The following is a 25,795-nucleotide window of genomic DNA, read 5'->3' as shown; positions in this document are numbered from 1 at the left end:
GGGTGGGTTAGCGCAGCGTGACCCGCCATTATCCCCTAAATTATGGATAGTCCGGGGAAAAGCAAAAGTTTTTTAAATCCTTGACAAAAGATAAAAAATCTGTTAGAAGTGATAATTTGTGGAAACTTTACCCTTTAATATAATCTCTTGGCTAACGTCATTGTCATAGGTGCCCAGTGGGGCGATGAAGGAAAAGGTAAAATAACTGACTTACTCAGCCGCTCCGCAGATGTGGTGGTACGTTACCAAGGAGGAGTTAACGCTGGGCATACAATCGTAGTCCAAGGTCAGACGTTTAAGCTGCACTTAATCCCCTCTGGTATTTTATATCCAAAAACCGAATGTATTATTGGCTGTGGAACAGTCATAGACCCACAGGTTTTAATCAAAGAACTGGATCAACTAGAACAATTAAATATTTCCACGGCTAACTTGTTGATCTCACAAACGGCTCATGTCACCATGCCTTATCATCGGATGATTGACAAGGCTTCGGAGGAAGTGCGGGGGAATCATAAAATCGGGACAACTGGTAGAGGTATTGGACCGACCTACGCTGATAAATCGGAACGGACAGGCATCAGGATGTTAGACTTGATGGATGCCGATGGACTGCGTGAGCAATTGGAGTGGACGATCAACTATAAAAATACCATTTTGGAAAAGCTGTATAATCTGCCGCCCCTTGATCCGCAAGCGGTAATTGAGGAGTATTTAGGTTATGCTGAACGGTTGCGTCCTTTTGTGGTTGATACTTCGTTACAAATCTATGATGCGGTTTTAAGACGACGAAATATTTTGTTTGAGGGCGCACAGGGGACTTTACTTGACTTGGATCACGGGACTTATCCCTATGTTACATCCTCTAATCCAGTGGCTGGCGGGGCTTGCGTTGGCAGTGGGTTAGGACCGACAATGATAGATCGGGTGATTGGTGTATCCAAAGCCTACACTACAAGGGTAGGAGAAGGCCCATTCCCTACGGAACTAAATGGCGAAATTGGCGACTTATTAGGCGATCGCGGTGCGGAATTTGGCACAACTACGGGGCGCAAACGTCGTTGTGGTTGGTTTGATGCGGTAATTGGACGCTATGCGGTTCGCATTAACGGCATGGATTGTATTGCTATTACTAAACTTGATGTTCTCGATGAATTAGAGGAAATTAATGTTTGTGTAGCTTATGAAATTGATGGTGAACGTTGCGAACACTTCCCCACTAGCGCCCGGATGTTCACCCGTTGTCGTCCTATTTATAAAACCTTACCAGGATGGCAAGTGTCAACAAGTCACTGTCGTACCCTCGAAGAGTTACCACCGCAAGCACTAGACTATCTAAGATTCTTAGCAGAATTGATGGATGTCCCCATTGCGATCGTTTCTTTGGGAGCAAGTCGTGATCAGACTATCATTGTAGAAGACCCTATTCACGGTCCAAAACGCGCTCTGTTGCATCCAAATGGTACTCCCGTTTAGTCAGTGGTCAGTGGTCAGTGGTCAGTAGTAAAATAACTGATAATTGACTACTAACATCTAACAACTAACATCTAACATCTAACATCTAAAAATAGTATGGCTATTACACTCGAATCTAAAACCCGTCCAGAAGGTAGCAAACCCAGAGCTTTGCGCCGTTCTGGCTTAATTCCCGCTAATTTGTACGGTCACAACGGAACTGAATCAATTTCTTTAGTTCTTGACGCTAAAGTTGTAGAACGTTTACTCAAGCAAGCTGCTCCTAATCAAACCGAAGTGGAATTAAGCATTCCTGAATTAGAATGGACTGGTACAACTGTAATTCGTGAAGTTCAGATTCACCCAGCTAAAGGTACACCTTACCATTTAAGTTTTTTCGCTGGCACTAAAGGCTAGAATTTAGGTAATAATAACTAAGAAGACCAGGGTTAAACCTGGTTTTTTTGTGAAAAAGACTATCAAAATCCCTCTGACTACTGACCACTGACAACAAACCAATGACAGAAACAAATCTTCCCGCTTTAATTGAACAAATGTTACAACCTGGATTTTATCCTCATGGTGTAACCGAACCAATTCAACTAATTCAAACCCATATTTCTTATGTCCTCTTAACTGGAGATTATGCTTATAAGCTGAAAAAACCAGCTAATTTCGGTTTTTTAGACTTTTCCACTTTAGAAAAAAGAAAACATTTTTGTGAGGAGGAGTTGCGCTTAAATCAACGCGGTGCTGGTGAATTATATTTAGAAGTGATACCTTTAACTTGCGTGGGTGAAGAATACCATTTAGGTAGTACAGGAGAAGCTGTAGAATATGCTATTAAGATGCGTCAATTTCCCCAAGAATCCCTATTTAGTCAACTTTTCGCTGCTGGGAACTTACAGGAAAGCAACTTAGAAGAATTAGGACGGGTTGTGGCTCAATACCATGCTCAAGCACACACTAATGACTACATTCGCAGTTTTGGGGAAGTCTCACAAGTGCGTTTGGCTATTGATGAAAATTATCAGCAAGCTGAAAAATATATTGGTGGACCTCAGACACAAGCGCAGTTTGAGGAAACAAAACAATATACGGATAATTTCTTTGTCCAAAATCCAGAATTATTTAAAAGCCGAATTGACAATAATTATATTTGCGAAGGTCACGGGGATTTACATCTGCGAAATATTGCTCTCTGGCATGATAAAATCATGTTGTTTGACTGTATAGAATTTAACGAGCCTTTTCGCTTCGTTGATGTTATGTATGATGTAGCTTTTACCGTCATGGATATTGAGGCCAGAGGACGTAAGGATTTAGGAAATGCCTTTTTAAATGCTTATGTAGAGCAAACTGGAGACTGGGAAGGTTTACAGGTCTTACCTTTATATTTAAGCCGTCAGGCTTATGTGCGGGCTAAGGTAAATTCATTTTTGTTAGATGATCCTAGTGTACCTGATACAGTGAAGGAAGAAGCGGCAAAAACTGCATCTGCATATTATCATCAAGCTTGGGAATATACTAAACCGCAACGGGGAAAACTGATTTTGATGTCCGGGTTGTCCGGTGCTGGAAAAAGTACCACAGCTAAGTATTTAGCCCGAAAACTCAATGCAGTTCATCTCCGTTCTGATGCTGTGCGTAAGCATTTGGCGGGAATTTCTTTGTTAGAAAGAGGTGGGGATGAAATTTATACACCAGAAATGACACAAAAAACCTATAGCCGATTGTTAGCACTGGGAATTATACTAGCTAATCAAGGCTGGTCTGTAATTTTAGATGCTAAATATGATCGCCAGGATTTACGGGAAGAAGCTATTTTTCAAGCTACAGAGCATCAACTACCTCTATATATCATCAATTGCACCGCACCAGTAGAAGTTCTAACACAAAGGCTGCTGAACCGCACTGGTGATATTGCTGATGCTACTGCTGATTTATTAACATCCCAAATTAACCAATCTCAACCATTTACAGATCAAGAACAATCTTATCTAACGGTTGTAGATACAACTCTACCATTAGAAGCGCAATTATCAGGATTGATTTAATTTTTGTCTAGATTAAAAGGGCGGTTTTTAACCGCGTCTACACAAGTAAAACCCACTTATCCCATTCTTTGTACCCATACAGGGTATGGGTACGATATACATGAGATAACGAGATATAATTATTCTTTCTCCTGACTCCTGACTCTTAATTTTATGGCACCAAAAAATAATTTTCTCGGCGATATTTTCTCATCTTCACCTAACTTCCTGTCTCAATTACTATTCGGGTTGTTTTTATTCATTGTCTCCAGAATTGCCGGTGCTTCAGTACCTCTGTGCTTATTTATAGGTATCATGGGTGGTGTCACCTTGGGGTGGATTACTTTTGCAAATGAGAATAACCCCCAGGCTACTACTGTAGCCTCTAATGATGGTATTGATGCTGGTTTGAAATATTGGTTAGTTTTCATGCTGGGTTGTCTTTTCTTGGGTTATTCAGCACCCATGAGTATTTTGTTCGGCGGTATTGCTGGTGTTGGTGGTGGCTGGATAATTGCTTGGTGGCGCAGTCAGGAAGCGTTACAAACTCAATTATCTGAGGAAATTGTGGAAGAAGACACAGAACAGCCTAGTGATAGAGCCGCTAAAAGACGCAAGAAAAAACCTATTCGGCGTTTCCGTCGGGAGTCTGCAACTTTCAATTTTCGGTTTTGGGAAAAGTAATTAACGGTTATATATTGATTCGGAAAAAATCTGTTCTCAATTCTTTTGGTTTGTCATGGATGCGTAAATAACTCTTTTCCTGATATATTGAGGGGATATTTGTAATGCTATACCAGCATAGCAAATTTTGTTTTCCTGTTCGGGGAACAATTTTAGCCATTCAGGTTATGAGTATATATAATAGAAGGGTTGTCTTAAAATAAAACTCTAGGAGATATTTATTATGTCCCGTCGTTGTGAACTAACTGGTAAAAAAGCCAATAATGCTTGTTCCGTCTCTCACTCTAACCGTCATACAAACCGCTTACAGCACGTTAATCTCCAAAGTAAGCGGATTTGGTGGGCAGGTGGTAACCGTTGGGTAAAATTGAAACTCTCTACTAAAGCTATTAAAACCTTAGAAACTAAAGGTTTGGAAGCAATGGCTAAAGAAGCTGGTATCAACCTTAACCATTACTAAATAGTAGGTAATAGGTAATAGGTAATAGGTAATAGGTAATAGGTAATGGAGATTTATTTCTTGCCGTTATATAAAACCTACTCAAATCTACTTTGAGCTTCTTTTACTTCGTGCTTCCCCCTGTGTCTGCACTTACCCAGTTCACAGGCTAACACTGCCTAACTGACAGTTTTTGACAAATTAATAGCTGCATTCCAATGCCTTTGGGATTTAAACTCACAGCTATCACATTTAAACACTCTTTCACTCAATGAGAGAGTTTCTTTTTTGCCCTACTTGTGATCAAGATAAAGATCAAGATAAAATTGTCATATTTTGATTCAAACCAATTACTATTAAAAACATGAACCGTAGTGAAACATTTAAGAGTAGATACCATGAGTCGCGGATCCAATACATGGCAACTGGAGAATCTCCGACTTGTTCAGTCATTTATTCTCAAGCACCTTACTGGAAAAAGTATAAGCTTATTTTTCCGTTTATAGTTGATAACTGGCAGCATTTTTATTACATTGACTTTCCTCCAATATTTGAAAATATAGAAGAAACTCACCCATCCATTTTAATCGGGATAGCAATGGCAGAAATTTATCGCCTTTGTGAAATATGCACCCCTGAGACAGTCAAAGTAACTTGGTATAGCTGTCTTCAATGGGAATCAGATTGGTGGAATGAAGATATTTACTGGTATCTTCAGCAAAAGTTTTACCTGGAAAAATGGGATTGGGATAAAATGCCTCGAATAGAATTTTGTTTAAATTCTATAGAAAATTCTTGGTTTCCATCCGTCAAAGATACTTATCTTCTTGCCGTTAGTGGGGGTAAAGAAAGTACATTTGCATTTGAGTGGATGCAGCAATGTAATCTTCCTATGGAAGCATTTACTTTACACAATGCAGGAGGAATATTAGGCAACAACTGGCTACAAAAGTTTCCAGTATTTGATTACATTAAAACTCAAAGTCACCTGTGGGAAATAGAAGCTCATCCACAGGAAGATCCAGCTACACATTTTGGTTATAAAGGCGTTCGTAACGATCCTACTATTACTAATGCTCTTTTCATTATGATGATCATTGCAGTACAGCAGGGACATCGCTTTCTGGTCTTAGCAAATGATAAAAGTTCTAATGAATCTAATACTACATATCAGGGGCGAGAAGTCAATCATCAAAGTGCCAAGGGAACAGCTTATATAGAACGTTTTAATAATTTTTTAGAGCAAAAAGGTTTGCCATTTAGGTATGTTAGTATCTGCGAAGAAAGTTACTCAATCGCTACAGTTAATCAACTATCTTTATGGAAAAAAACCATCCTGAATAGCCTTACCTCATGTAACGAGGCACAGTGGAATTCAGGAGACGTTCGATGGTGTTGTAACTGTCCAAAATGCGCTTTTTCTTATGCTTTAATCGAAGCCGTCACAGATTATTCTTTTGCCAAGCAGGTAGTGGGAGAGGACTTATTCAGTTTTACAAAACTAGAAGAAGTTTGGAGACGTTTATTCGACCCAAGTGCTGAGAAACCATTTGAGTGTGTTGGTGAAAAACGTGAAACTTTAATGGCTTTAGCTAAATGCAAAAAACAACGTCTCAAAAATGGCGAACATTTAGGTGTTCTTGCTCAGATACCCAATATTGAATTTGATGAATCTCTACTAAAAATCTCTGCCCCTCAAAACATTCCTAAAGAACACCAAGATAAACTAAATTCAGTTTTGACAAATCAATAATTAGGAGTTGCTGAATAAACCTAAAACCGTTATCTGAAAACAGTTAAAGATAAATAAGAAGTGAAAAAGATACAAGGAATAAAACCTGTAAGGATGAAAAACCATGCACTTACTGAACACTCAAAATCAATTTTTCTACAATCAAACTATTCAAAATACTGTACCCGTGGCGTAGCACCTCTCTATGACTTACGTCACGCTACGCTATCATAACTTTATGGCTAGGCCACGCAGGCTATCAGCAAGCCCTAATTATACCTTGATCAAAAACGCGATTATTAGTATCAATCCCACTGATTTCTATTCTCTCTGGGTAGACATTATAAGCAGCAAAACTCAAATTACTTGTGCAATATTCTGTTAATTGAGAAGGACTTACAGGACGATTACCGGCACCAGCACCACAGATTAAATAGGTAGTTCCATTAATAGCGTGAGTCCGTTCATAGTTATGTTCATGGCCATTAATATAAAGTTGAACATTGTACTTTTTAAATAGAGGAGTAAAAGTGTTAATAAAATTTATATTACTACCATAATGACCAGATGAATAAATGGGATGATGACCAAATACGATTTTCCAAGGTGCTTGACTGATACTTAATTGCTTTTCTAACCAAATTAATTGATTTTGCCAATCTGCATTATTATTAGTATCTAAAGCAAAAAACTGGACTTGATTTTGAGTAAATGTGTAATAACGTCCCTGCATATTAAAACCAGGATATTTCACTTGAGGAACACCATTATCAGTGCGAATATCATGATTACCTAAACAAGCATGAAACTTGACACTTTTTTGCAATAAAGGTTGATAAGGACGTTCAAAAACCTGATTAATTTTCTCAATTTCGCCATTATTATAAATATTATCACCAGCTAAAATTACTAAGTTATAAGGATTTTGCTGATGATAATAATTCATAGCAGTTGCGACAGCATACTGACCTTTGGCACCAGTTCCCGTATCAGCAACGGATACAAAACGCAATAATAAATCTTTTTTTAAATTTTTTTTAATGGGGTTAGCGGCTGTTGCTGATTCTATGAGAGAATTTGATGATAACTTCCCATCTAAAAATCCAGATGTGATGACACTAATTCCACTTAAAAACAAAAATTGACGGCGTTTAATATTCATATTATCTATTCCCTTTTGTGTATGTTTTTGATTCACTAATTTGGGTAAAAGTTCCATGTCAGGAGAAAACGCACCAAAATCAAGAAATGAACCCGTAACCACGCTGTACAAAAAAAATCAACCAATTTGGAAGACGGTAATTATCCAAGTTTTGCGGGGAACAATTGGTGTTTTAGAAACCACTATGGTCAAATTGGAGACAGAAACACCCAAGGATACTAGTGGGAAGAAAATTAATTTTTTATCTCGTTGGGATGGATTTTTAAGGACATTTCGCTTATTCTTACCATCAAGTATATCTAATAATGTGTCAGATTTGGTTCTGACAGGAATTTTTGCGGTAATTTTTCTGGTGACAATAGGAATTACTACATTTTTGTTTATACCTAAATCATCTACTCAAGTCGCAATTGTTACTCCAGTTGAGGAAGTTACTAAACCAACTCCAGTTATAGAACCCAAACCCAAACCAACTCCAATTATAGAACCCAAACCCAAACCAACTCCAATTATAGAACCCAAACCCAAACCAACTCCAATTAGGGAATTAACACCAGAAGAAAGTTTACTAGTAGCAATTGAAAACCAGTTTTCAGAAATTAGCGTTTCTGTAAAGAATACCAAAGATAAAAATATTGTTTCTCAACTGATAAAACCTATAGTTGGTAATTTCCGTACCAGCGATTTAACTCTAAAAATTAGTGATGTTTGGTACAGTTTAGAAAACTCTCAACAGGATAAACTAGCTGCGGACATATTACAACGTTCCCAAGAGCTTAATTTCACACATTTAAAAATTGTTGATTCTCAAGAGAAAATAATTGCCCGTAGTCCAGTTGTTGGTAATGAAATGATAATTTTTCAACGATGAAATTCGAGAGTAGGAATTGACAAAAAACATCATTTATGTAGTCTAGACAATGGCATTCTTGCCAAGGTTAGCAAAAATATGCTCATCTGGGTTTGACTCCCCAGTTTATTATTTCACTGAGCATTTCTACCAAAGTCTCCAAAACACCTACTGAAATTCCAATTTCTTTAGTGGCATCTCCTATAGAAATAGTCTTATGAGAGTTTTCCATGATTTGTTATAATCAGAAATACTCTCAATATATAGACAGAATCAGCGGAAAGTCCTGTAGATTAAAAATTATCTGGAGACATATCAGACATACCACCTTCACTATCACGCTTAGAACCGAGTAACTCTAGTTGTTCTACATGAATAACTGGACTAGAACGATTGACTCCGGTTTGGCGATCGCTCCAGGAATCAAATTTCAAAGAACCTTTAACCCCAATCAAGCTACCTTTACGGACATAATTACCGGCAACTTCCGCAGTTTTTCCCCAGAGTTCTAGATTAAACCAGTCTGGCTTATCGTTGTTACGGGATCTTCTATTTACTGCTAAAGTCAATCTACATTTAACTGTACCCGACTCAAAATACTTCATATCTGGGTCGCCACCTACACGACCAACAAGGGTAACAACATTAATGCTCATAGCTTTTCCTTTTGGTACATTTGTATTGTATGATTCATATTATATATAATAACTAAACCTCGTCCGAGTTGAGAACTGGAGTTTTTCAAGCCTGGAACAGGGAAAAGGGAAGAGTAGAGGCTTTGGGAATCAATAGCGATTATACCGTTTCCTAGTCTAATTAAGTACAAAATCATCGGTGTTGATCTGCATTTAATTATAAATTTTTGTACCTTGCTTTAATGGGAATTGCTATCAGAAAAAACTGTGGGTTTCAAACTAGATGGGGTTTAATTGTAAAATTATTAAAAGTCTGTTACAATCTTCACAATTAAGTCTATCAAAAAAATCAAAAAATAATTGGCATTAAAAAAGTTATCCGGTTGTACCGAGTGATATTCAAAAAATACCACACAAAAGTCTTGGAACTAAAATCAAGATTGACAAAAGCTAGATAAAAAAATAGTCTAGTTTACTGGAATCAGGCAAATAAACATCATCTAATCCGTCATTATTAACTCTTATCTTGATAGTCACAATTAGCATAAATAGGGGGAACACAGACGCGTGGGTCTTTTCAGGAATTTTCGTCCATCATGGGATATGGGTATCGACCTCGGTACAGCCAATACCCTAGTTTATGTATCAGGTAAAGGAATTGTCCTGCAAGAACCTTCCGTAGTTGCCATTGATCAAAATCTCAAAGTGGCGCTGGCAGTGGGAGAAGAAGCAAAAAAAATGCTCGGTCGGACACCAGGTAATGTAGTAGCTCTGCGTCCCCTGCGTGACGGTGTGATCGCTGACTTCGATACGGCGGAGTTGATGCTAAAAAGCTTTATTCAGCGGGTAAATGAAGGTAGATCCCTGATGTTACCCCGCATTGTGATTGGTATTCCTAGTGGTGTCACAGGAGTAGAAAGACGAGCCGTAATGGATGCAGCTACTCAAGCTGGTGCCAGAGAAGTATATTTGATTGATGAGCCAGTTGCAGCGGCCATTGGTGCTGGACTACCAGTTGCCGAACCCACTGGTAATATGATTATTGATATCGGAGGTGGAACAACAGAAGTAGCGGTATTAAGTCTGCAAGGGACAGTAATTAGCGAGTCAGTACGCATTGCTGGAGATGAACTGACGGAAGCAATTATTCATTATATGAAGAAAATTCATAATCTGGTAATTGGTGAACGTACTGCTGAGGACATTAAAATTAGGATTGGTTCGGCCTATCCCACCGAAGATGATAATGATAAAATAATGGAAGTCCGTGGACTGCATTTGCTTTCTGGCTTACCAAGGACTGTCACCATCAAAGGTCCTGAAATTCGGGAAAGTATGGTAGAGCCACTGGCAGTAATTATAGAAGCAGTGAGACGCACACTAGAACGCACACCGCCAGAACTGGCAGCAGACATTATTGATCGCGGGATCATGTTAGCGGGCGGTGGCGCATTACTCAAAGGACTGGATACTTTAATTAGTCATGAGACAGGTATTGTTACCCATATAGCAGCAGATCCTCTATGCTGTGTAGTTTTGGGAACAGGTCGTGTATTAGAAAACTTCAAGCAGTTGGAGAGAGTATTCAGCGGACGTTCTCGCAATATGTAACAAAAATCAGTTAGTTAAGGATACTGGATTCTGTATTTATGAACAACTAACTATAGAATCCTTCTTTTTTTGATAAATTTTTGATAGAAAGTATCCAGGAGTATGGACAACATCATGTAGCACTATCACAAGCACCACAGGGGAAAAACTTTACTAACGGAATTTTGGCATAGGAACACTCAAACTGGAGTTAGTCATGTTCCTGCAACTTTTGAATCATTTACTTTTACATAATTTATAGAAATATATACGGGTATTTTATGTTAACTGCAAGACGCTGGTGGGAATACAAAGGATTACAAATAGGGTTATTAGCGCTAGTTTTAGGTGGTGCGTGGACAATCAGAGAAACAAAAGGTGCTTTATTGCGTGAAATTTATCAAGGAATAACTAGCCCTTTACAGATGTTACAGTCGGGAACAATTCCTGAGCAAAGTATCCAAGATGCGAGATTTTTAGAATTACGAACCCGCATAGTTGATCTGGAAAGCCAAAATCAAAAATTAAAAAATTTACTGGGTTATACAGAGAAAGAATCCGGGGAGCAAAAGCCAATTATAGCACGGGTGGTGGGACGTAGTGCTGATAACTGGTGGCAACAAGTGATTTTAAATCGGGGGACAACATCGGGTATTCAAGAAGGTTCTATTGTTAAAGCTGATGGTGGATTAGTAGGCTTGGTAGAAAGTGTGACTAATAATACTAGTCTGGTATTGTTAGTTAGTGATTTGAAAAGTCAAGTGGGAGTGACTATCAGCCGGACTTCAGCTAAAGGGATTTTACAGGGTGATTCTTCGGCAGAAGGGGTCTTAGAGTTTTACGAAAAAGTCCCTAATGCTAGAGTAGGTGATTTAGTGTCCACATCTACCTATAGTCAGAAGTTCCCGGCTGGTTTAGCCATAGGTAGAATTAAATCTCTAGATTTAAAGAAACTCCCGGCTTCAGTAGCAAGGGTAGAGTTATTTCCGCCAATTCAGTATTTGGACTGGGTAACTGTTTACCCTAAACCAGAGAAACAGGATTTGGAAACCCCAACCGTAACTAAATAATGTGGAATAATTGTTTTCCGTGTCTACATTAGGTAGATCATGCTTCTAACTAAAGAAACCGTTAAATTACTGTAAAGCCTTAGCAAAGGTATCATGGCAGAATTTAATAAGCTCTTACCCATCTAAATTTAATAATCTTAACCTGGCTAGATGTTGTGGCGCGGGCATCTTGCCCGCTATAATCATACAAATTAAATGCAGTACAGCTTAGTAATTTTCTGAGAATTAGTGTAAGTTTTTGTAACAAACAGTTGACTCACCGTTGCAGAAGTTGTATATTCAGTACATGGACTTAGGCATAGAAAACAGAGAATAAAAGACGGGTGGGGAGTCTTTGGGCTTTTATTCTCACGAGGAAAAGAAATCTGGCTAGATTAAGTCAAACTTACAGTGTCAAACTCATAAGATTAATCATGAATAAGTTTATCTTGGCTTTACTAACTGTTAGCGCTATTGCCACTGCTGCTGTTCCTGCTAATGCTGGTGATATTGGTAACGTCCAAACATCCGACCAAAATTCTGTGATTACAGGTAGTGGTAACTACACTAATCAAAGAGTCAACCAAAGGGGACAAGTAAACCAAAGAGTTAACAGACGTGACTCTGGAGACTCTGCAAATATCCAAGATGCTCGTCAAAGTTCTGATGTTCTTGGTGAAGGTAACGTAACTGAACAGAAGTCAAATCAAGAGTACAGAGAAAACCGCACTCAAGGTGGACGGAGATGGAACCGTTATTAAGTCGGTAATTGCTGCTTATTGGTAGATTGAATGTAGGGGTAATACAATTAATTATTGGCTTTATCTCTACTTTTTCTCTGTAAATTTAGTTTAGGTACATCAATCGTGCAATTTCGCCAACTTAAACTTTTACTAATTACATTGGGTTTGATTTTCCCTATGGTAGCTCAAGCAGGTGAAATGAATCTGCAAGTAGGAAAAATCAAAATTAACAGAGACTATCGAGGAAATACTACGGTAAATACCGGGGAAATGCAATTAGATTCTGAACCGGATATATACCGTAGCCAGAGGAATTATGAACCCGATATATACCGTAGCCGGAGAAATCTGGATTCTGCAATTAGAAGTAGAAATATCAACACATTGAAACGGAATTGTACTGAGTCTAACAATGAAGTTGTGAGCCAGCAAACTACAAAAATTAGAGGTTCTAACCAGCAAAGAACTCAAACAAGTACTGTATCCGTTTCTTGTAATTAATTGTCTTGTAGTTAATTGTGCTTAGGAGAGTATAAATGCAGTATAATATTTTATCTCTAAGTGGTATATCGGCTTTATTAGCTGTGACATTGACACCAGTGTTTACAGAATCTGCCTTTGCTCAATGTGTAAATTCTCATGTTGGTGTGCAAGTAAATATTTCTGAACGTCCAGCAAGACAAGGTTCTAATATCGAAATGGGAAGTACAGGACTTTGTACGGGAAATGTCAATTCTTCTAGTGCAACACAAGTGAATATTGGCGGTCGAAGACAAGCTGAACAACAACAAAATGTAAATCAGCAAATGCGAGGTGGTAAAAGTAATCCTACAGGTGTTAATGGACCAACTATTAACAATCCTGTAGTTGTACCTATAAATGTTAGAACACCTAAGAATTTTAATCGCTAGAAATTAGGGACTTTTCGTTTTCTATGATTTTTATCGAAGGGTTTAGTATTGCTAAACTCTTCCTAAAAAATTCAATGTTTAAAAAATAAATATTTGAATTACCAAACAATAGGACAAAGGAAAAATGAATATTAAGCAAATAGTTAACATGACATTTTGTGCTGCTATTTTAACTCTCAGTATGCCTGTTTTTATGCCCAATTTAGTTTTTGCTAATTCTCATTATCTCAAGGATAGCAAACAAGAAATGACCATTAATTTAAATGAGGATGATCTGAAGGAAAACCTGCTTTTAAAAATTAATACTGCAAATAATTTCTCTGGAAATATTAAACTAAATGGCAAGAATATTAAAAAAATAGAAGGTAATAGTACAGAAATTTCTCTTTTGAAGCTTTTAAAAAAAGGTAAAAATATTATAGAAATTAATGGTGTTGACAAGTCTATTGGATCTACTTTGCGAGTAGAATTAATAGCAGCAAACACACAGATTTCTCAAGAAAGTGGAGGGAGTGGTGATATCCAGCATATTTTAGTTATTTATGTACCTTAAAACAACAAATTTTTGGATCATGAAAATAAAGAATTGATCATGATTCTCAATTAGAATAATCCATGGTTACATAAGTAGGTTGGCGTTAAAAATTGTCGTTATGACAAGGGAACAGGGAACTCTTAACTGGGAACAGGGAAATTTACCTTAGTGGGGTGGGTAATGGTATTACCCATTACCCATTACCCATTACCCATTACCCATTACCTAACTTAATAGTGTTACCAATGAGAGTGAGACTTTCCTCAAATAAAGCTTCCCGTCCCCAGCGTTGTACCTGTTGACTTAACAAAGCTTCCGCTTTTTGTTCGGAAAGAGAACTTACCTGTTGAAACAACCCAGCCGACTGAGCGCCTCCATGGGTTTCCATTCGCATACAACCACCAGTTTCTGAGCAAATTACAGTGCCACAATTGGCTTGAGGATTAGTAGAACTCAAGCGTAAACCAATTAAATCACCGACAATTTCCCCAATATCAGCAATGGGAACTCCTGCTAATTCGGCTTCTATGTGTCTTTGGTCTGGAGAGAGGAAATTAATGTATGTGATGTCATAATCACCTTTTTCCTGTCTATAGGCAACTGGTCGCCATTCCAAGCGACTAGCTAACCAACCTAAGTATAATAATGCTTGAGCAGCATTACCTTTTTCATAGTCAATATTAACACGATCAATTTCCTTGAGGGCTGCACGACGGTTAGGCGCGTCATAAGCTTCTGCTGCTAATTCTTGCCATGCTGATAAACGTCGCCAATTCAAATCAGCCACAGGTATACCAGATTCTACTAATTGTTGCAAGCTGAGTAAATCATCTTCTGGTGTATTAAAGTTGCAAGAGTCAACAATGACATTATTGCATACCGATGCTAAACGCTTAAACAAAGGATTGGCAGCATCAGGTGTAGTTTTCCACCAGAGGAACTTAGGTAAACCACCAATTAACAAAGCCGGAATCATGCCTCCAATGCGTTCTAAAGCTGTAGCAGTACCAGTGAGGGTAATGTACTCACAACAGACAAGAGTGCTGGAAGATTGCTTTTGAATGGGACAATAGGCAGAAACTTGGGCTTTTACCCCTTCATCATCGCCGGCAATGGGACATAAAGCAATAATTCGGCAAGGGTTACGGGTAGCAATTTCATCAGCAATAGTGGGACTGGTAGGACTGAAAGTATACCCCATGGCCGTACCATGATTATCTCCATTTGGTCCTGTGTGCTGCTTTTGGAAATATTCAGCCCGTAAAGCAGTCAGAGTTTCCGGTGTAGCAATACCGCTTTCTGGAAGGTGGTGCTTTTTCTGGACTTCCTGCAAAGCTGTTTTAGTTTGGGGTCCGAGAATACCATCCACTGGACCATTATAAAAGCCGGTGGCGGTTAACAAATACTGAGTTTCTTCTGGTTCGTAAACTACTAAAGTAAATGTTGTGGCCCGGGTAGCAGCGGGTAAAGTACCGTCTTCCCCTTGAAGACCGTAACTTTGCCAAACTTGATTCAGTTCTACCTCAATTTCTGTGAGGGAAACATCCTTGGGTGCTTGCAAAGAAAAAATCGTAGGTGCTTGAGAAACCATAGTTAATAGTGTTAGTTGTTAGTTACTAGTTGTCAGTTGTCAGTTATTTTGCTACTGACTACTGACCAATGACCAATGAGTAATTAAAGTCTGCGCCAGCGGCGGCCGTCTTGGTTAATTAATAATTCGGCTTCTGCTGGTTCCCAAGTACCGGCTTCATATTGGGGAATATTCGCAGGATTACCTGGTAAATCCCATACAGACAAGGCAGGTGTAACTACTTGCCAAGCCGCTTCTACTTCGTCTGCCCGTGTAAACAAAGTTTGGTCGCCCATCATACAATCAAGGAAGAGACGATCATAGGCATCGGAAGTAGCGGAAATACCTAGAGAACCGTAGCTAAAATCCATATCTACGGCACGGGTACGGAAATCACCACCGGGCATTTTCACATCAAACCGGAGGGAAATACCTTCATTGGGTTGTATTCGCATGGCCAAAACGTTGGCGTTTGCTTGTTGAGCCGCAGAGGGGAACATTCTTGAAGGAACTTCGCGGAAATGAATCGCAATTTCACTGACTTTTTTCGGCATCCGCTTGCCAGTTCGTAAGTAAAAAGGAACACCTTGCCAACGCCAGTTATCCACCATAAACTTCATGGCCACGTAGGTGGGAGTAGTAGATTCAGGATTAACACCTGGTTCAGTTCGATACCCTGCCACCTGTTGACCTTTCATCCAACCCGCGCTGTATTGTCCGCGAATTGCTGATTTTGACAAATTATTAACATCAGCCAAACGAGTCGCTTGTAACACTTTAACTTTTTCCGTGCGGATACTATCAGCATCCATGGAGTTAGGCGCTTCCATAGCGGTTAAACAGTAAAGCTGCATGAGGTGATTTTGCAGCATATCCCGCAATGCGCCAGCAGTTTCATAATAACCCGCCCGGTCTTCTACTCCCACGGTTTCGGCGACGGTAATTTGCACATGATCTACAAATTGCCGATTCCACAAAGGTTCAAAAATGGCATTAGCAAAGCGGAAAACCAGCAAGTTTTGGACTGTTTCTTTCCCTAAGTAGTGGTCAAGACGATAAACTTGGTTTTCTTTACAAACCTTTTGTACTACTTGGTTGAGGTTTTGAGCGGAGGCTAAATCACGACCAAAGGGTTTTTCGATGACTAAACGCTGTTTGTCGGGGTCTTCTAGCATTCCCGCTAACCCTAGCTGTTTAATGGCTTCAGGGAAGAAATTAGGGGCAACAGAGAGGTAAAACATCCGGTTTCCCCTTGTTCCCCGTTTCTCGTCTAGTTCAGCTAATAGGGTTTTCAGTTTTTGGTATCCTGCGGGGTCATCTATATTCCCCGGACAGTAAAATAAACCTTGGGAAAAGTCCTGCCAAAGTTCACCTAGTTCTACATTAGCGTGAGCTTCTGCCATGCCTTTTTGCATTTGCTCGCGGAAGTATTCATGACTCCATTCCCGACGCGCTACACCCACAATGGTGGTTTCTGCGGGAATACGTCTTTCTCTCCGCAATTTGTACAGTGCTGGTACTAACTTACGCCAGGTTAGATCTCCAGAAGCACCAAAGATGACGATAATTTGTGGTTCGGGCATCCCTTGCTGTTGTAGACCAACGCGCAATGGATTTTCTAGCAAACTGACCATAGGATTTTAGATTTTAGATTTTAGATTTTGCAAGAGGTAAAGGGCAAGTTCCTAAATTCCCCAATCTCCTCTATAGGTGAGAATAGCTTGACTTGACCTTTTAAAGAGTTCATGAGTGACACAGAAAGGACGCAGACACCATAGGATTTTGGATTTTGGATTTTGGATTTTAGATTTTGGATTTTAGATTTTGGATTTTGAAAGATCGCAGGTGTATAAAGTCTAGAATTTAAGTTACAGCCGTTTTTAAGCAAAAGTGCTACAAGAATAATCTATCTGTGTGGGTTTAAACTCTTGATTTACCCGTCTGGGACTTCTATTGGTCGGGGCTGCATGGGTTGAGAAAACCCAACTCGCGGGAATGTTGGGTTTCACTTCTTTCTACCTAACCGATAATTTGCTTAATTTACAGCACTTTTAGCTGGAGTGAGATACACCTTATGCGGGCAAGATGCCCGCACCACAAGAGTTTTATCATTAAGATCTGGAAGATCTGGACTTTAGAATACGGATAAATGCTGTAACTTTAATGACTTTTTGGCATAAAAGACATCACTTTTTCTACATCCTCTTTACTACCAATGATTAAAGGTGTCCGTTGATGCAGTTTACTGGGAACTACATCTAAAATATCCATTGTTCCTGTGGTCGCTTTACCCCCAGCTTGTTCAATTAAAAACGCTAAGGGAGCAGTTTCATACAACAGACGTAATTTACCTTCTGGTTTTTGTAATGTTCCTGGGTACAGAAATACTCCACCCTGTAATAATATTCTGTGAATATCGCTCACCATTGCCCCACTGTAACGGGAACTATATCCTTCTGTACGATGAACATAACGAATATATTCTCTAAAGGGTTCATCCCATTGCCAGAAGTTACCATCATTAACACTATAGGTCGCGGCATGATTGGGCATTTTAATATTCTCTTCACAGAGAATAAATTCACCTAAACTAGGATCAAGAATAAAGGAATGCACTCCCGTACCTATGGTATACACTAGCATAGTGCTAGGTCCATATAGAATATATCCCGCTGCTAATTGTCTACGTCCATTTGTAAGCAAATCCTTAGCTTCACCATCAATATCTGCTCCTTCCTGTTGACGAATGGCAAAGATAGAACCTAAACTGAGATTATTATCTGTGTTTGATGAGCCGTCAATGGGGTCATAAAGCAGCGTATAACGACCAATGGGGCAATTTTCCGGGATATAGTAGGGTTTTTCCATCTCCTCGGAAGCCAGACGACAAACTAAGCCGCTTTGCTTGAAAACAGAGATAAATACTTCATTCGCGTAAACATCCATCTTTTTTACAGATTCTCCCTGGACGTTGACTTCTCCAGTAAATCCTAGCACCCCCTCCATTAAACCAGCCCGACTCAAACGACGAGCCACTAATTTACCCGCTAAAGCGATGCGATTCATCAGCGCACTTAAATCCTGAGCATCGGGTCCAAAACTATGTAATTGTTGGAGAACGTGGCGGGATAATGTTGTACAATCACGATCTAGAGCTTTATCTGTGGACAAATCCAAAGATTCTGATACTTGAGTCATATTAATTGCTGCTATGAGGTCGTGTTTATCTATGGCGATTTTTGGTCGTTGCTTCTATCTTAGAAAAGGAAATTGATAACTTAAAACTGATTTTATATAAACTAAAGAATTGAAATTTTGATTTTCTGATAAATAAAGAATCTGTGTGTCTTTAGACCGCAGAGTGTCAAAAACTTAACAGATTATATTATGATATGACCTGAAAAGAATGAACTTCTAAAACAGGACCAATCATTGCGGTTGTCATCAGATCATTTCTTACCTGTCCTGTGACTTTGGCTTTTTGTCCTGATTTGAGTAGATTTTTATCAGCACTTTTGGGGATTTGGTAAGTGACACCATCTTCTGTCACAAAAGCCCAGACACCAAGGCCAATATTTCGACGTTCAATAGTACCAGTAATTGTCACGTTCATAACGTTTAATTGTTGAATTGTTTACTTGTTGAATTGTTTAATTTTTTACTTAATTATTTAAGATGATGACAATTCCTGAGAAAAGCATAATAATTGTGTAGTGTTTAACTGGTCACGGTAGAGGCATTTGAACTGATTAAAACCCGATTTTTGACAGATTTCTTGGATAGTTTGTTGAGTTTCGGGAAAATCGCTGGTGGAAATATGCTCCTCGACCATTGAATACTCTTCTGGGGTGAGTAAAGACCAGTATTTTTGCACATTATCTAGGTAGCGGAGAATGTAACTATCTCGGTCTTCTGTTTCTTGACGAATAATATCAATTAATATGAAAACACCTCCCGGAATCAGTAGATTTTGTAGCTGGTTAATAAAATGCTCTTTTTGCTGAAGCTGAAGATGGTGCAGCGCGAAGGAGGTGAAAATTACATCAAATCTATGCTCTTGATCTGATGCCAAAAAAGGAACTACTTCTGAGAAATCTCCCTGAATTAAAGTTATGTCACAATTAATCTTTTTTAAATTCTCTTGGGCAATTTCTAATGCAGCTATGGATAAGTCTACACCATGATAGGAGGTAATATTAGTATTTGATAATACCAGACTAGTGAAACTGGCATCACCACATCCTAAATCAAGCATTTTAAAGGGTTTTTGAAAGTTACTAACAAGAAATTTATGTAGTATTCCATAAATTTCATTATGACTCATGTAATTATTATTGAGTACCTTTTGATAAATTTTCCACTGCTTGTTAAAAAACTCTTCTACTAGCAAGGATTCATTTTCACCATTTTTTAGCTGTGTCATAATTGTGAGTTTTGGGGGAAGACGTTTTTTAACAGATTTTAACGGAACTATGGAAACAGATCGCCAGTAAATGAGCTACAAATATCATATTATAGACAGGGAACAGGGAACAGGGGACAGGGGACAGGGAACAGGGAACAGGGAACAGGGGACAGGGGACAGGGGACAGGGGACAGGTGACAGGGAACAGGGAACAGGTGACAGGTGACAGGTGCTACGCCACGGGGACAGGAGACAGGGGACAGCTAAATAATAGGGTGTGTTAGCTGTATTCGTAACGCACCATTGGTATAGACTTTGGGTGTAGGATGGCGATAGCGAAGCGCTGCTGCAAGCAGTTCGCTACATTCTACCTATATAATATAGTAACGCACCATTTTAAATCAGGGAACTCTTAACTGGGAACTCTTAACTGGGAACAGCTTTTTGAGTAGGTAAAAACTTTAGGTGTAGCATAGCGATAGCGAAGCGCTGCTGCAAGCAGTTCGCTACATCATAACTATATAATATAGTAACGCACCATATTAAATCATTATCCTGTACATCCTTTCATCCTGGATATCCTGATTCTGACAAATGTAAAAGCATGAATGTTACCAGAGTATTATGTATGCGACACTAATTAACACATATTAAATCTAAAAATATACGGTTGTAGTTCTGATTTTAATCCATTAAAATCTTATTAAGACCAGGTTTTGCGTGAAGTTGCTCATTTTCTACGAAATCAGAAGCCCTACCAGATGCAAAGGAAAAATATGTCTAACAACTCTTTCCTCCGTCAAACCGCAACAACAATTGTTTTTATTGATGCCTCCCTTTCCGACTATCAGACCCTCCAAGCAGGAATTATCGAAGGCGTAAAAACAGTTATTATTTCCCCAGATCAAGACGGAATTGAGCAAATTAGCCAAATTTTACAACAACATCCCCACATCACCACCATTCACATCCTTTCCCACGGTGCGCCCGGCTGCTTATATTTAGGCAATAGTCAATTAAATTTAACTAATATTCATAATTACACCCAACAATTACAACAGTGGCAACCCCAGAATATTCTCTTATATGGTTGTAACGTCGCTGCCGGAGACGCTGGGACAGAATTTATTCACAAATTACATCAAATTACCAACGCCACCATTAGCGCCTCCACCACAAAAACCGGCAATGCAGCATTAGGGGGAAATTGGCAGTTAGAGGTGAACATTCCCGTTACAGATGTAGAGACGTTCCATGGAACGTCTCTACCTTATTTGCCGAATATTGTTTTCAATGCAGACACCCTCAACAGCTACCAGGGAGTATTTGCACCCACATTAGTGGGCAATTATGATACGGGCAATGCTAGAGGTGTGCAAGTGGTGGGTAACTATGCTTATGTAGCTGATAGAGATTCACTACAAATAATAGACATAAGCAACCCCACTACCCCCACCCTCAAGGGCAATTATGATACATCTGATGACTATTTTTCTGACTCTGCTGATGGTGTGCAAGTAGTCGGTAACTATGCTTACGTAGCTGATGGGTATGATGGACTAAAAATAATTGACATCAGCAACCCCACTACCCCCACCCTCAAGGGCAATTATAATACATCTGGCTATGCTTTTGGTGTGCAAGTAGTGGGTAACTATGCTTACGTAGCTGATTATGATAAAGGACTACAAATAATAGACATAAGCAACCCCACTACCCCCACCCTCAAGGGGAATTATAATACATCTAGCTATGCTCTAAGTGTACAAGTAGTCGGTAACTATGCTTACGTAGCTGATGGTTATTCAGGACTACAAATCATTGATATCAGCAACCCCACTACCCCCACCCTCAAGGGCAATTATGATACACCTGGCTTTGCTTTTCGTGTGCAAGTAGTCGGTAACTATGCTTACGTAGCTGATGAGTATTCAGGACTACAAATAATTGATATCAGCAACCCCACTACCCCCACCCTCAAGGGCAATTATGATACATCAAGCTATGCTTATGGTGTGCAAGTAGTCGGTAACTATGCTTACGTAGCTGATGAGTATTCAGGACTACAAATAATTGATATCAGCAACCCCACTACCCCCACCCTCAAGGGCAATTATGATACATCTGGCCGGGCTTTTGGTGTGCAAGTAGTCGGTAACTATGCTTACGTAGCTGATGGGTATGATGGACTACAAATCATAGACGTGAGTGAGTTTAATAACAAAGCACCCACCAACCTCACTCTCTCTAATAGCACAATTGCGGAAAACCAAATTATTGGTACAGTGATTGGTAATCTTTCCACCACAGACCCAGATACAGGAAACACCTTTACCTATAGTTTAGTCACCGGAGACGGTGCAACGGATAATAGTTTATTTACCATTACTGGAAATCAACTGAAAACCAACGCTGTCTTTGACTTTGAAACCAAAAACAGTTATAGCGTTCGACTGAGGACAACAGACCAAGGTGGGTTATTCTTTGAAACACAATTAACCATTGGAGTCAATAACGTTAACGAAACCCCTACCAATCTAACACTATCCACCAGCACCGTTGCGGAAAACCAAATTATTGGTACAGTGATTGGTAATCTTTCCACCACAGACCCAGATACAGGAAACACCTTTACTTATAGTTTAGTCACCGGAGACGGTGCAACGGATAATAGTTTATTTACCATTAGCGGAAATCAACTTACCACCAACGCTGTCTTTGACTTTGAAACCAAAAACAGTTACAGCGTTCGACTGAGGACAACAGACCAGGGTGGGTTATCCTTTGAAAGACAATTAACCATTGGAGTTAGCAACGTTAACGAAACCCCTACCAACTTAACACTATCCAATAGCACCGTTGCGGAAAACCAAATTATTGGTACAGTAGTGGGTAATCTTTCCACCACAGACCCAGATACAGGAAACACCTTTACCTATAGTTTAGTCACTGGGAACGGTGCAACGGATAATAGTTTATTTACCATTAGCAATAATCAACTTACCACCAACGCTGTCTTTGACTTTGAAACCAAAAACAGTTATAGCGTTCGACTGAGGACAACAGACCAAAGCGGGTTATCCTTCGAGAAACAATTAACCATTGGAGTAACTGACCTTAACGAAACTCCTACCAACTTAACCACCACAGCCCAACAAGATATCATAGACGCTCAAGGTGAAGACGACACCATTACCAGCATATTGGCCAATTTACAACAAAACGACACCATCAAAGGTGGTAATGGCACAGACACCTTAATTATCAGCGGAGGGACAGCTAATGATCTTATCTCCATAGATACCAGTAACACCACCAATCAATTAGATATTCGTGGGACAACAGTATTCGGATTTGAACGTTTTGATTTAACTAGCTTTACGGGTACAGTCAGTTTTGATGGTACTACTGGTAATGATTGGATTAAAGCAGGTACAGGAAACGATGATTTAAGTAGTGGAGACGGTAATGACACTCTGAACGGGGGAGCAGGTATAGACTTTTTAATCGGTGGTAAAGGAAATGATACTTATGTAGTAGATAATGTAGGAGATGTCATTATTGAATTTTTAAATGGTGGAATAGATACCGTTAAATCTTCTATCACTTGGACATTAAGAAACCACTTAGAAAACCTAACGTTACAGGGAACAACCGCTATTAACGGTACAGGTAATAACCTGAATAACAGCATTACAGGTAACGCAGCAGCTAACATTCTCACCGGTGGTTTAGGAAATGATACCCTCACAGGTAATGCGGGTGCTGATACTTTAATTGGTGGTCGTGGTAACGATTCCTACTATGTAGACAATACAGCAGATATCATTACAGAATTAGTAGGACAAGGACTAGATAGCGTTTTCAGCACCGCAGCAACTTATACTCTCAGCGCCAATGTAGAAAACCTAACGTTACAGGGAACAACCGCCATTAATGGTACAGGTAACACCCTCAATAATATCATTACAGGTAACGCAGCCGATAACGTTCTCACCGGTGGTACTGGTGCTGATACCCTTATTGGTGGCGCTGGTAACGACTCCTATTATGTGGACAGTACAGCAGATAGCATCACAGAAAATGCTAATGAAGGAACAGATAGCGTTTTCAGCACCGCAGCAACTTACACCCTCAGCGCCAATGTAGAAAACCTGACGTTACAGGGAACAACCGCTATTAATGGTACAGGTAATGAACTAAATAACAACATTACAGGTAATACTGGTAATAACGTTCTCACAGGTGGTGCGGGTGCTGATACTTTAATTGGTGGTGGTGGTAGCGATAGCCTGTATTTAGGTTTAAACGATAATGCTGTAGATAACGTTAACTACGTTCTTGGTCATGGTACAGATATAGTTTACCAATTTGTGCGCGGTGTCAGTGGCGATAAACTGAACTTTACAGGTATTGCCAATTTTGATGTGATTACATCAGGTAATTCTACATTAGTGCGAATTGGAGATGGTATTATTGGTAATGCTGGTTTTGGTACTGGTCAATCATTAATGACTTTATCTGATACATCTGGATTTAATAGCACCAATGCGAGTTTAAACCTGTTCGGAGGTACTTTCCTATTTAGTTAATAGCTTTATTGGGTTTTCTCAACCCAATAACTTAGGGACTTTGTTGTTAGGACTTTGTTGGGTTACGTTGTCGCTTAACCCAACCTACAATTATCACTTTAATCAGGTGACAGGTGCTACGCCACGGGGACAGGTGACAGGGAACAGAGAACAGGGAACAGGGAACAGAGAACAGGGAACAGAGAACAGGGAACAGAGAACAGAGAACAGGGAACAGCCAACAAGACGCGAAAAATTTGTTTTTTAGGTGTTGACAAAGGATTTGAAATATGTTATCATAATTTTGATAAGGAAGAACTATCTGAAATTAGGTGACAGTTGACAGGGAACAGGGAACAGGGAATAGCTTTTTGAGTAGGATAGCGATAGCGAAGCGCTGCTGCAAGCAGTTCGCTATATAATAGGGTAAGTTTAGGTTGAGTGAGGTACATTTTGTGCAGGCAAGACTTGTACTGAGATTGGTCGAAGTATGCCCGCACCACAAGAGTTTTATTTTATTATTAATATCTGTACTTGAGGTAAAGGCTTTGGAGGTAGGATAGCGATAGCGAAGCGCTGCTGCAAGCAGTTCGCTATATTATATAGTAACGCACCATTTAAAATCATTGACATCATCAAAAAATCCCCATCTTCATCCTGTACATCCTTTCATCCTGGATATCCTGATTCTGACATCACCCCACAAAGCAACAATTAACGCAAAAAAAACCGCGAAAAATTTGCTTTTTAGGTATTGACAAAGGATTTTAAATATGTTATCCTAAGCTTGATAAGGAAGAACTATCTGAAATTAGGTGACAGGTGACAGGGAACAGGGAATAGCTTTTTGAGTAGGATAGCGATAGCGAAGCGCTGCTGCAAGCAGTTCGCTATATAATATAGTAAGTTCAGCTTGAGTGAGGTACACCTTGTGCGGGCAAGATGCCCGCACCACAAGAGTTTTATTTTATTATTAATATCTGTACTTGAGGTGAAGACTTTGGGTGTAGCACAGCGATAGCGAAGCGCTGCTGCAAGCAGTTCGCTATATAATAGGGTAAGTTTAGGTTGAGTGAGGTACATTTTGTGCGGGCAAGATGCCTGCACCACAAGAGTTTTATTTTATTATTAATATCTGTACTTGAGGTAAAGGCTTTGGAGGTAGGATAGCGATAGCGAAGCGCTGCTGCAAGCAGTTCGCTATATTATATAGTAACGCACCATTTAAAATCATTGACATCATCAAAAAATCCCCATCTTCATCCTGTACATCCTTTCATCCTGGATATCCTGATTCTGACATCACCCCACAAAGCAACAATTAACGCAAAAAAAACCGCGAAAAATTTGCTTTTTAGGTATTGACAAAGGATTTTAAATATGTTATGCTTACCTTGATAAGGAAGAACTATCTTAAATTAGGTGACA

Annotated in this window: 21 protein-coding genes and 1 pseudogene; 14 read left to right on the top strand and 8 right to left on the bottom strand. The window is 39.4% G+C overall.

Annotated elements, in window-relative coordinates:
* The first annotated feature begins 147 nt into the window (after positions 1 to 147).
* From H6F39_RS08550 to rpmB, 5 genes are all read left to right on the top strand, one after another.
* The gene (locus H6F39_RS08550) at positions 148 to 1,476 is read left to right on the top strand and encodes an adenylosuccinate synthase (RefSeq protein WP_137907963.1); all 1,329 of its coding nucleotides are present in this window, start codon (positions 148 to 150) and stop codon (positions 1,474 to 1,476) included.
* A 96-nt stretch (positions 1,477 to 1,572) separates the two neighbouring features.
* Positions 1,573 to 1,872, top strand: coding sequence for a 50S ribosomal protein L25 (gene rplY / locus H6F39_RS08545; RefSeq protein WP_028083776.1), 300 nt, complete (start codon positions 1,573 to 1,575; stop codon positions 1,870 to 1,872).
* 101 nt (positions 1,873 to 1,973) lie between these two features.
* Positions 1,974 to 3,512 carry an AAA family ATPase gene (locus tag H6F39_RS08540; RefSeq protein ID WP_190396547.1) on the top strand — a complete coding sequence of 513 codons (1,539 nt, stop codon included), beginning with the start codon at positions 1,974 to 1,976 and terminating at the stop codon, positions 3,510 to 3,512.
* 153 nt (positions 3,513 to 3,665) lie between these two features.
* A complete protein-coding gene (locus H6F39_RS08535) occupies positions 3,666 to 4,175 on the top strand; it encodes a hypothetical protein (protein ID WP_137907965.1) in 510 nt (169 codons plus the stop codon).
* 223 nt (positions 4,176 to 4,398) lie between these two features.
* Positions 4,399 to 4,635, top strand: a complete 237-nt coding sequence (gene rpmB / locus H6F39_RS08530; RefSeq protein ID WP_137907966.1) for a 50S ribosomal protein L28 — start codon at positions 4,399 to 4,401, stop codon at positions 4,633 to 4,635.
* Positions 4,636 to 4,793: 158 nt separating this feature from the next.
* On the opposite strand, the pseudogene H6F39_RS08525 reads toward rpmB, so the two are convergent.
* A pseudogene (locus tag H6F39_RS08525) lies at positions 4,794 to 4,889 on the bottom strand (zinc ribbon domain-containing protein); the annotation flags it as partial.
* Between the two features lie 143 nt (positions 4,890 to 5,032).
* Here H6F39_RS08525 and H6F39_RS08520 point away from each other — a divergent pair.
* Positions 5,033 to 6,367 carry a hypothetical protein gene (locus H6F39_RS08520; RefSeq protein ID WP_137907968.1) on the top strand — a complete coding sequence of 445 codons (1,335 nt, stop codon included), beginning with the start codon at positions 5,033 to 5,035 and terminating at the stop codon, positions 6,365 to 6,367.
* Positions 6,368 to 6,605: 238 nt separating this feature from the next.
* Here the strand turns inward: H6F39_RS08520 and H6F39_RS08515 are convergent, their stop codons facing one another.
* A complete protein-coding gene (locus tag H6F39_RS08515; RefSeq protein WP_137907969.1) occupies positions 6,606 to 7,508 on the bottom strand; it encodes a metallophosphoesterase in 903 nt (300 codons plus the stop codon).
* Between the two features lie 55 nt (positions 7,509 to 7,563).
* On the opposite strand from H6F39_RS08515, the gene H6F39_RS08510 reads away from it, so the two are divergent.
* Positions 7,564 to 8,379 (top strand): hypothetical protein, encoded by an 816-nt coding sequence (locus tag H6F39_RS08510; RefSeq protein WP_190396546.1) that lies wholly within the window; start codon positions 7,564 to 7,566, stop codon positions 8,377 to 8,379.
* A gap of 272 nt (positions 8,380 to 8,651) precedes the next feature.
* Here H6F39_RS08510 and H6F39_RS08505 read toward each other — a convergent pair whose 3' ends face one another.
* Complete coding sequence (locus tag H6F39_RS08505) at positions 8,652 to 9,014, bottom strand: single-stranded DNA-binding protein (RefSeq protein ID WP_137907971.1); 363 nt, start codon at positions 9,012 to 9,014, stop codon at positions 8,652 to 8,654.
* Positions 9,015 to 9,596: 582 nt separating this feature from the next.
* On the opposite strand from H6F39_RS08505, the gene H6F39_RS08500 reads away from it, so the two are divergent.
* The 6 genes from H6F39_RS08500 (at position 9,597) to H6F39_RS08475 (ending at position 13,839) form a co-directional block, all read left to right on the top strand.
* Positions 9,597 to 10,604 (top strand): rod shape-determining protein, encoded by a 1,008-nt coding sequence (locus H6F39_RS08500; protein WP_137907972.1) that lies wholly within the window; start codon positions 9,597 to 9,599, stop codon positions 10,602 to 10,604.
* A gap of 260 nt (positions 10,605 to 10,864) precedes the next feature.
* A complete protein-coding gene (mreC, locus tag H6F39_RS08495; RefSeq protein ID WP_137907973.1) occupies positions 10,865 to 11,653 on the top strand; it encodes a rod shape-determining protein MreC in 789 nt (262 codons plus the stop codon).
* 413 nt (positions 11,654 to 12,066) lie between these two features.
* Positions 12,067 to 12,393, top strand: a complete 327-nt coding sequence (locus H6F39_RS08490) for a hypothetical protein (RefSeq protein ID WP_190396545.1) — start codon at positions 12,067 to 12,069, stop codon at positions 12,391 to 12,393.
* 105 nt (positions 12,394 to 12,498) lie between these two features.
* Complete coding sequence (locus H6F39_RS08485) at positions 12,499 to 12,876, top strand: hypothetical protein (RefSeq protein WP_190396544.1); 378 nt, start codon at positions 12,499 to 12,501, stop codon at positions 12,874 to 12,876.
* Between the two features lie 35 nt (positions 12,877 to 12,911).
* Positions 12,912 to 13,286, top strand: coding sequence for a hypothetical protein (locus H6F39_RS08480; RefSeq protein WP_190396543.1), 375 nt, complete (start codon positions 12,912 to 12,914; stop codon positions 13,284 to 13,286).
* Positions 13,287 to 13,410: 124 nt separating this feature from the next.
* Positions 13,411 to 13,839: a hypothetical protein gene (locus H6F39_RS08475; RefSeq protein WP_190396542.1), complete on the top strand. Its 429-nt coding sequence runs from the start codon at positions 13,411 to 13,413 to the stop codon at positions 13,837 to 13,839.
* A gap of 196 nt (positions 13,840 to 14,035) precedes the next feature.
* Here H6F39_RS08475 and opcA read toward each other — a convergent pair whose 3' ends face one another.
* From opcA to H6F39_RS08450, 5 genes are all read right to left on the bottom strand, one after another.
* Positions 14,036 to 15,412: a glucose-6-phosphate dehydrogenase assembly protein OpcA gene (opcA, locus tag H6F39_RS08470; RefSeq protein ID WP_190396541.1), complete on the bottom strand. Its 1,377-nt coding sequence runs from the start codon at positions 15,410 to 15,412 to the stop codon at positions 14,036 to 14,038.
* An 83-nt stretch (positions 15,413 to 15,495) separates the two neighbouring features.
* Entirely contained in the window at positions 15,496 to 17,025 is a 1,530-nt protein-coding gene (zwf, locus tag H6F39_RS08465) for a glucose-6-phosphate dehydrogenase (protein WP_137907980.1), read from the bottom strand.
* Between the two features lie 526 nt (positions 17,026 to 17,551).
* A complete protein-coding gene (gene fbp, locus H6F39_RS08460; RefSeq protein ID WP_137907981.1) occupies positions 17,552 to 18,589 on the bottom strand; it encodes a class 1 fructose-bisphosphatase in 1,038 nt (345 codons plus the stop codon).
* A gap of 187 nt (positions 18,590 to 18,776) precedes the next feature.
* Positions 18,777 to 19,004: a hypothetical protein gene (locus tag H6F39_RS08455; RefSeq protein WP_137907982.1), complete on the bottom strand. Its 228-nt coding sequence runs from the start codon at positions 19,002 to 19,004 to the stop codon at positions 18,777 to 18,779.
* A 57-nt stretch (positions 19,005 to 19,061) separates the two neighbouring features.
* Positions 19,062 to 19,814 carry a class I SAM-dependent methyltransferase gene (locus tag H6F39_RS08450; RefSeq protein WP_190396540.1) on the bottom strand — a complete coding sequence of 251 codons (753 nt, stop codon included), beginning with the start codon at positions 19,812 to 19,814 and terminating at the stop codon, positions 19,062 to 19,064.
* A gap of 758 nt (positions 19,815 to 20,572) precedes the next feature.
* Here H6F39_RS08450 and H6F39_RS08445 point away from each other — a divergent pair.
* The gene (locus tag H6F39_RS08445; protein WP_190396539.1) at positions 20,573 to 24,388 is read left to right on the top strand and encodes a DUF4347 domain-containing protein; all 3,816 of its coding nucleotides are present in this window, start codon (positions 20,573 to 20,575) and stop codon (positions 24,386 to 24,388) included.
* The last annotated feature ends 1,407 nt before the right edge of the window (positions 24,389 to 25,795 follow it).

The sequence above is a fragment of the Dolichospermum sp. FACHB-1250 genome (genome assembly GCF_014696335.1).
In the GTDB taxonomy this organism is placed as follows: Bacteria; Cyanobacteriota; Cyanobacteriia; order Cyanobacteriales; family Nostocaceae; genus Dolichospermum; species Dolichospermum planctonicum.
This window is presented reverse-complemented; position numbering and strand designations above follow the sequence as displayed.

Bases quoted from the DNA above. Each gene is read 5' to 3' on its own strand.
- rplY (WP_028083776.1), top strand. From the start codon at position 1,573: ATGGCTATTACACTCGAATCTAAAACCCGTCCAGAAGGTAGCAAACCC.
- H6F39_RS08540 (WP_190396547.1), top strand. From the start codon at position 1,974: ATGACAGAAACAAATCTTCCCGCTTTAATTGAACAAATGTTACAACCT.
- H6F39_RS08535 (WP_137907965.1), top strand. From the start codon at position 3,666: ATGGCACCAAAAAATAATTTTCTCGGCGATATTTTCTCATCTTCACCT.
- rpmB (WP_137907966.1), top strand. From the start codon at position 4,399: ATGTCCCGTCGTTGTGAACTAACTGGTAAAAAAGCCAATAATGCTTGT.
- H6F39_RS08520 (WP_137907968.1), top strand. From the start codon at position 5,033: ATGGCAACTGGAGAATCTCCGACTTGTTCAGTCATTTATTCTCAAGCA.
- H6F39_RS08515 (WP_137907969.1), bottom strand. From the start codon at position 7,508: ATGAATATTAAACGCCGTCAATTTTTGTTTTTAAGTGGAATTAGTGTC.
- H6F39_RS08510 (WP_190396546.1), top strand. From the start codon at position 7,564: ATGTCAGGAGAAAACGCACCAAAATCAAGAAATGAACCCGTAACCACG.
- H6F39_RS08505 (WP_137907971.1), bottom strand. From the start codon at position 9,014: ATGAGCATTAATGTTGTTACCCTTGTTGGTCGTGTAGGTGGCGACCCA.
- H6F39_RS08500 (WP_137907972.1), top strand. From the start codon at position 9,597: ATGGGTATCGACCTCGGTACAGCCAATACCCTAGTTTATGTATCAGGT.
- mreC (WP_137907973.1), top strand. From the start codon at position 10,865: ATGTTAACTGCAAGACGCTGGTGGGAATACAAAGGATTACAAATAGGG.
- H6F39_RS08490 (WP_190396545.1), top strand. From the start codon at position 12,067: ATGAATAAGTTTATCTTGGCTTTACTAACTGTTAGCGCTATTGCCACT.
- H6F39_RS08480 (WP_190396543.1), top strand. From the start codon at position 12,912: ATGCAGTATAATATTTTATCTCTAAGTGGTATATCGGCTTTATTAGCT.
- H6F39_RS08475 (WP_190396542.1), top strand. From the start codon at position 13,411: ATGAATATTAAGCAAATAGTTAACATGACATTTTGTGCTGCTATTTTA.
- opcA (WP_190396541.1), bottom strand. From the start codon at position 15,412: ATGGTTTCTCAAGCACCTACGATTTTTTCTTTGCAAGCACCCAAGGAT.
- zwf (WP_137907980.1), bottom strand. From the start codon at position 17,025: ATGGTCAGTTTGCTAGAAAATCCATTGCGCGTTGGTCTACAACAGCAA.
- fbp (WP_137907981.1), bottom strand. From the start codon at position 18,589: ATGACTCAAGTATCAGAATCTTTGGATTTGTCCACAGATAAAGCTCTA.
- H6F39_RS08455 (WP_137907982.1), bottom strand. From the start codon at position 19,004: ATGAACGTGACAATTACTGGTACTATTGAACGTCGAAATATTGGCCTT.
- H6F39_RS08450 (WP_190396540.1), bottom strand. From the start codon at position 19,814: ATGACACAGCTAAAAAATGGTGAAAATGAATCCTTGCTAGTAGAAGAG.
- H6F39_RS08445 (WP_190396539.1), top strand. From the start codon at position 20,573: ATGTCTAACAACTCTTTCCTCCGTCAAACCGCAACAACAATTGTTTTT.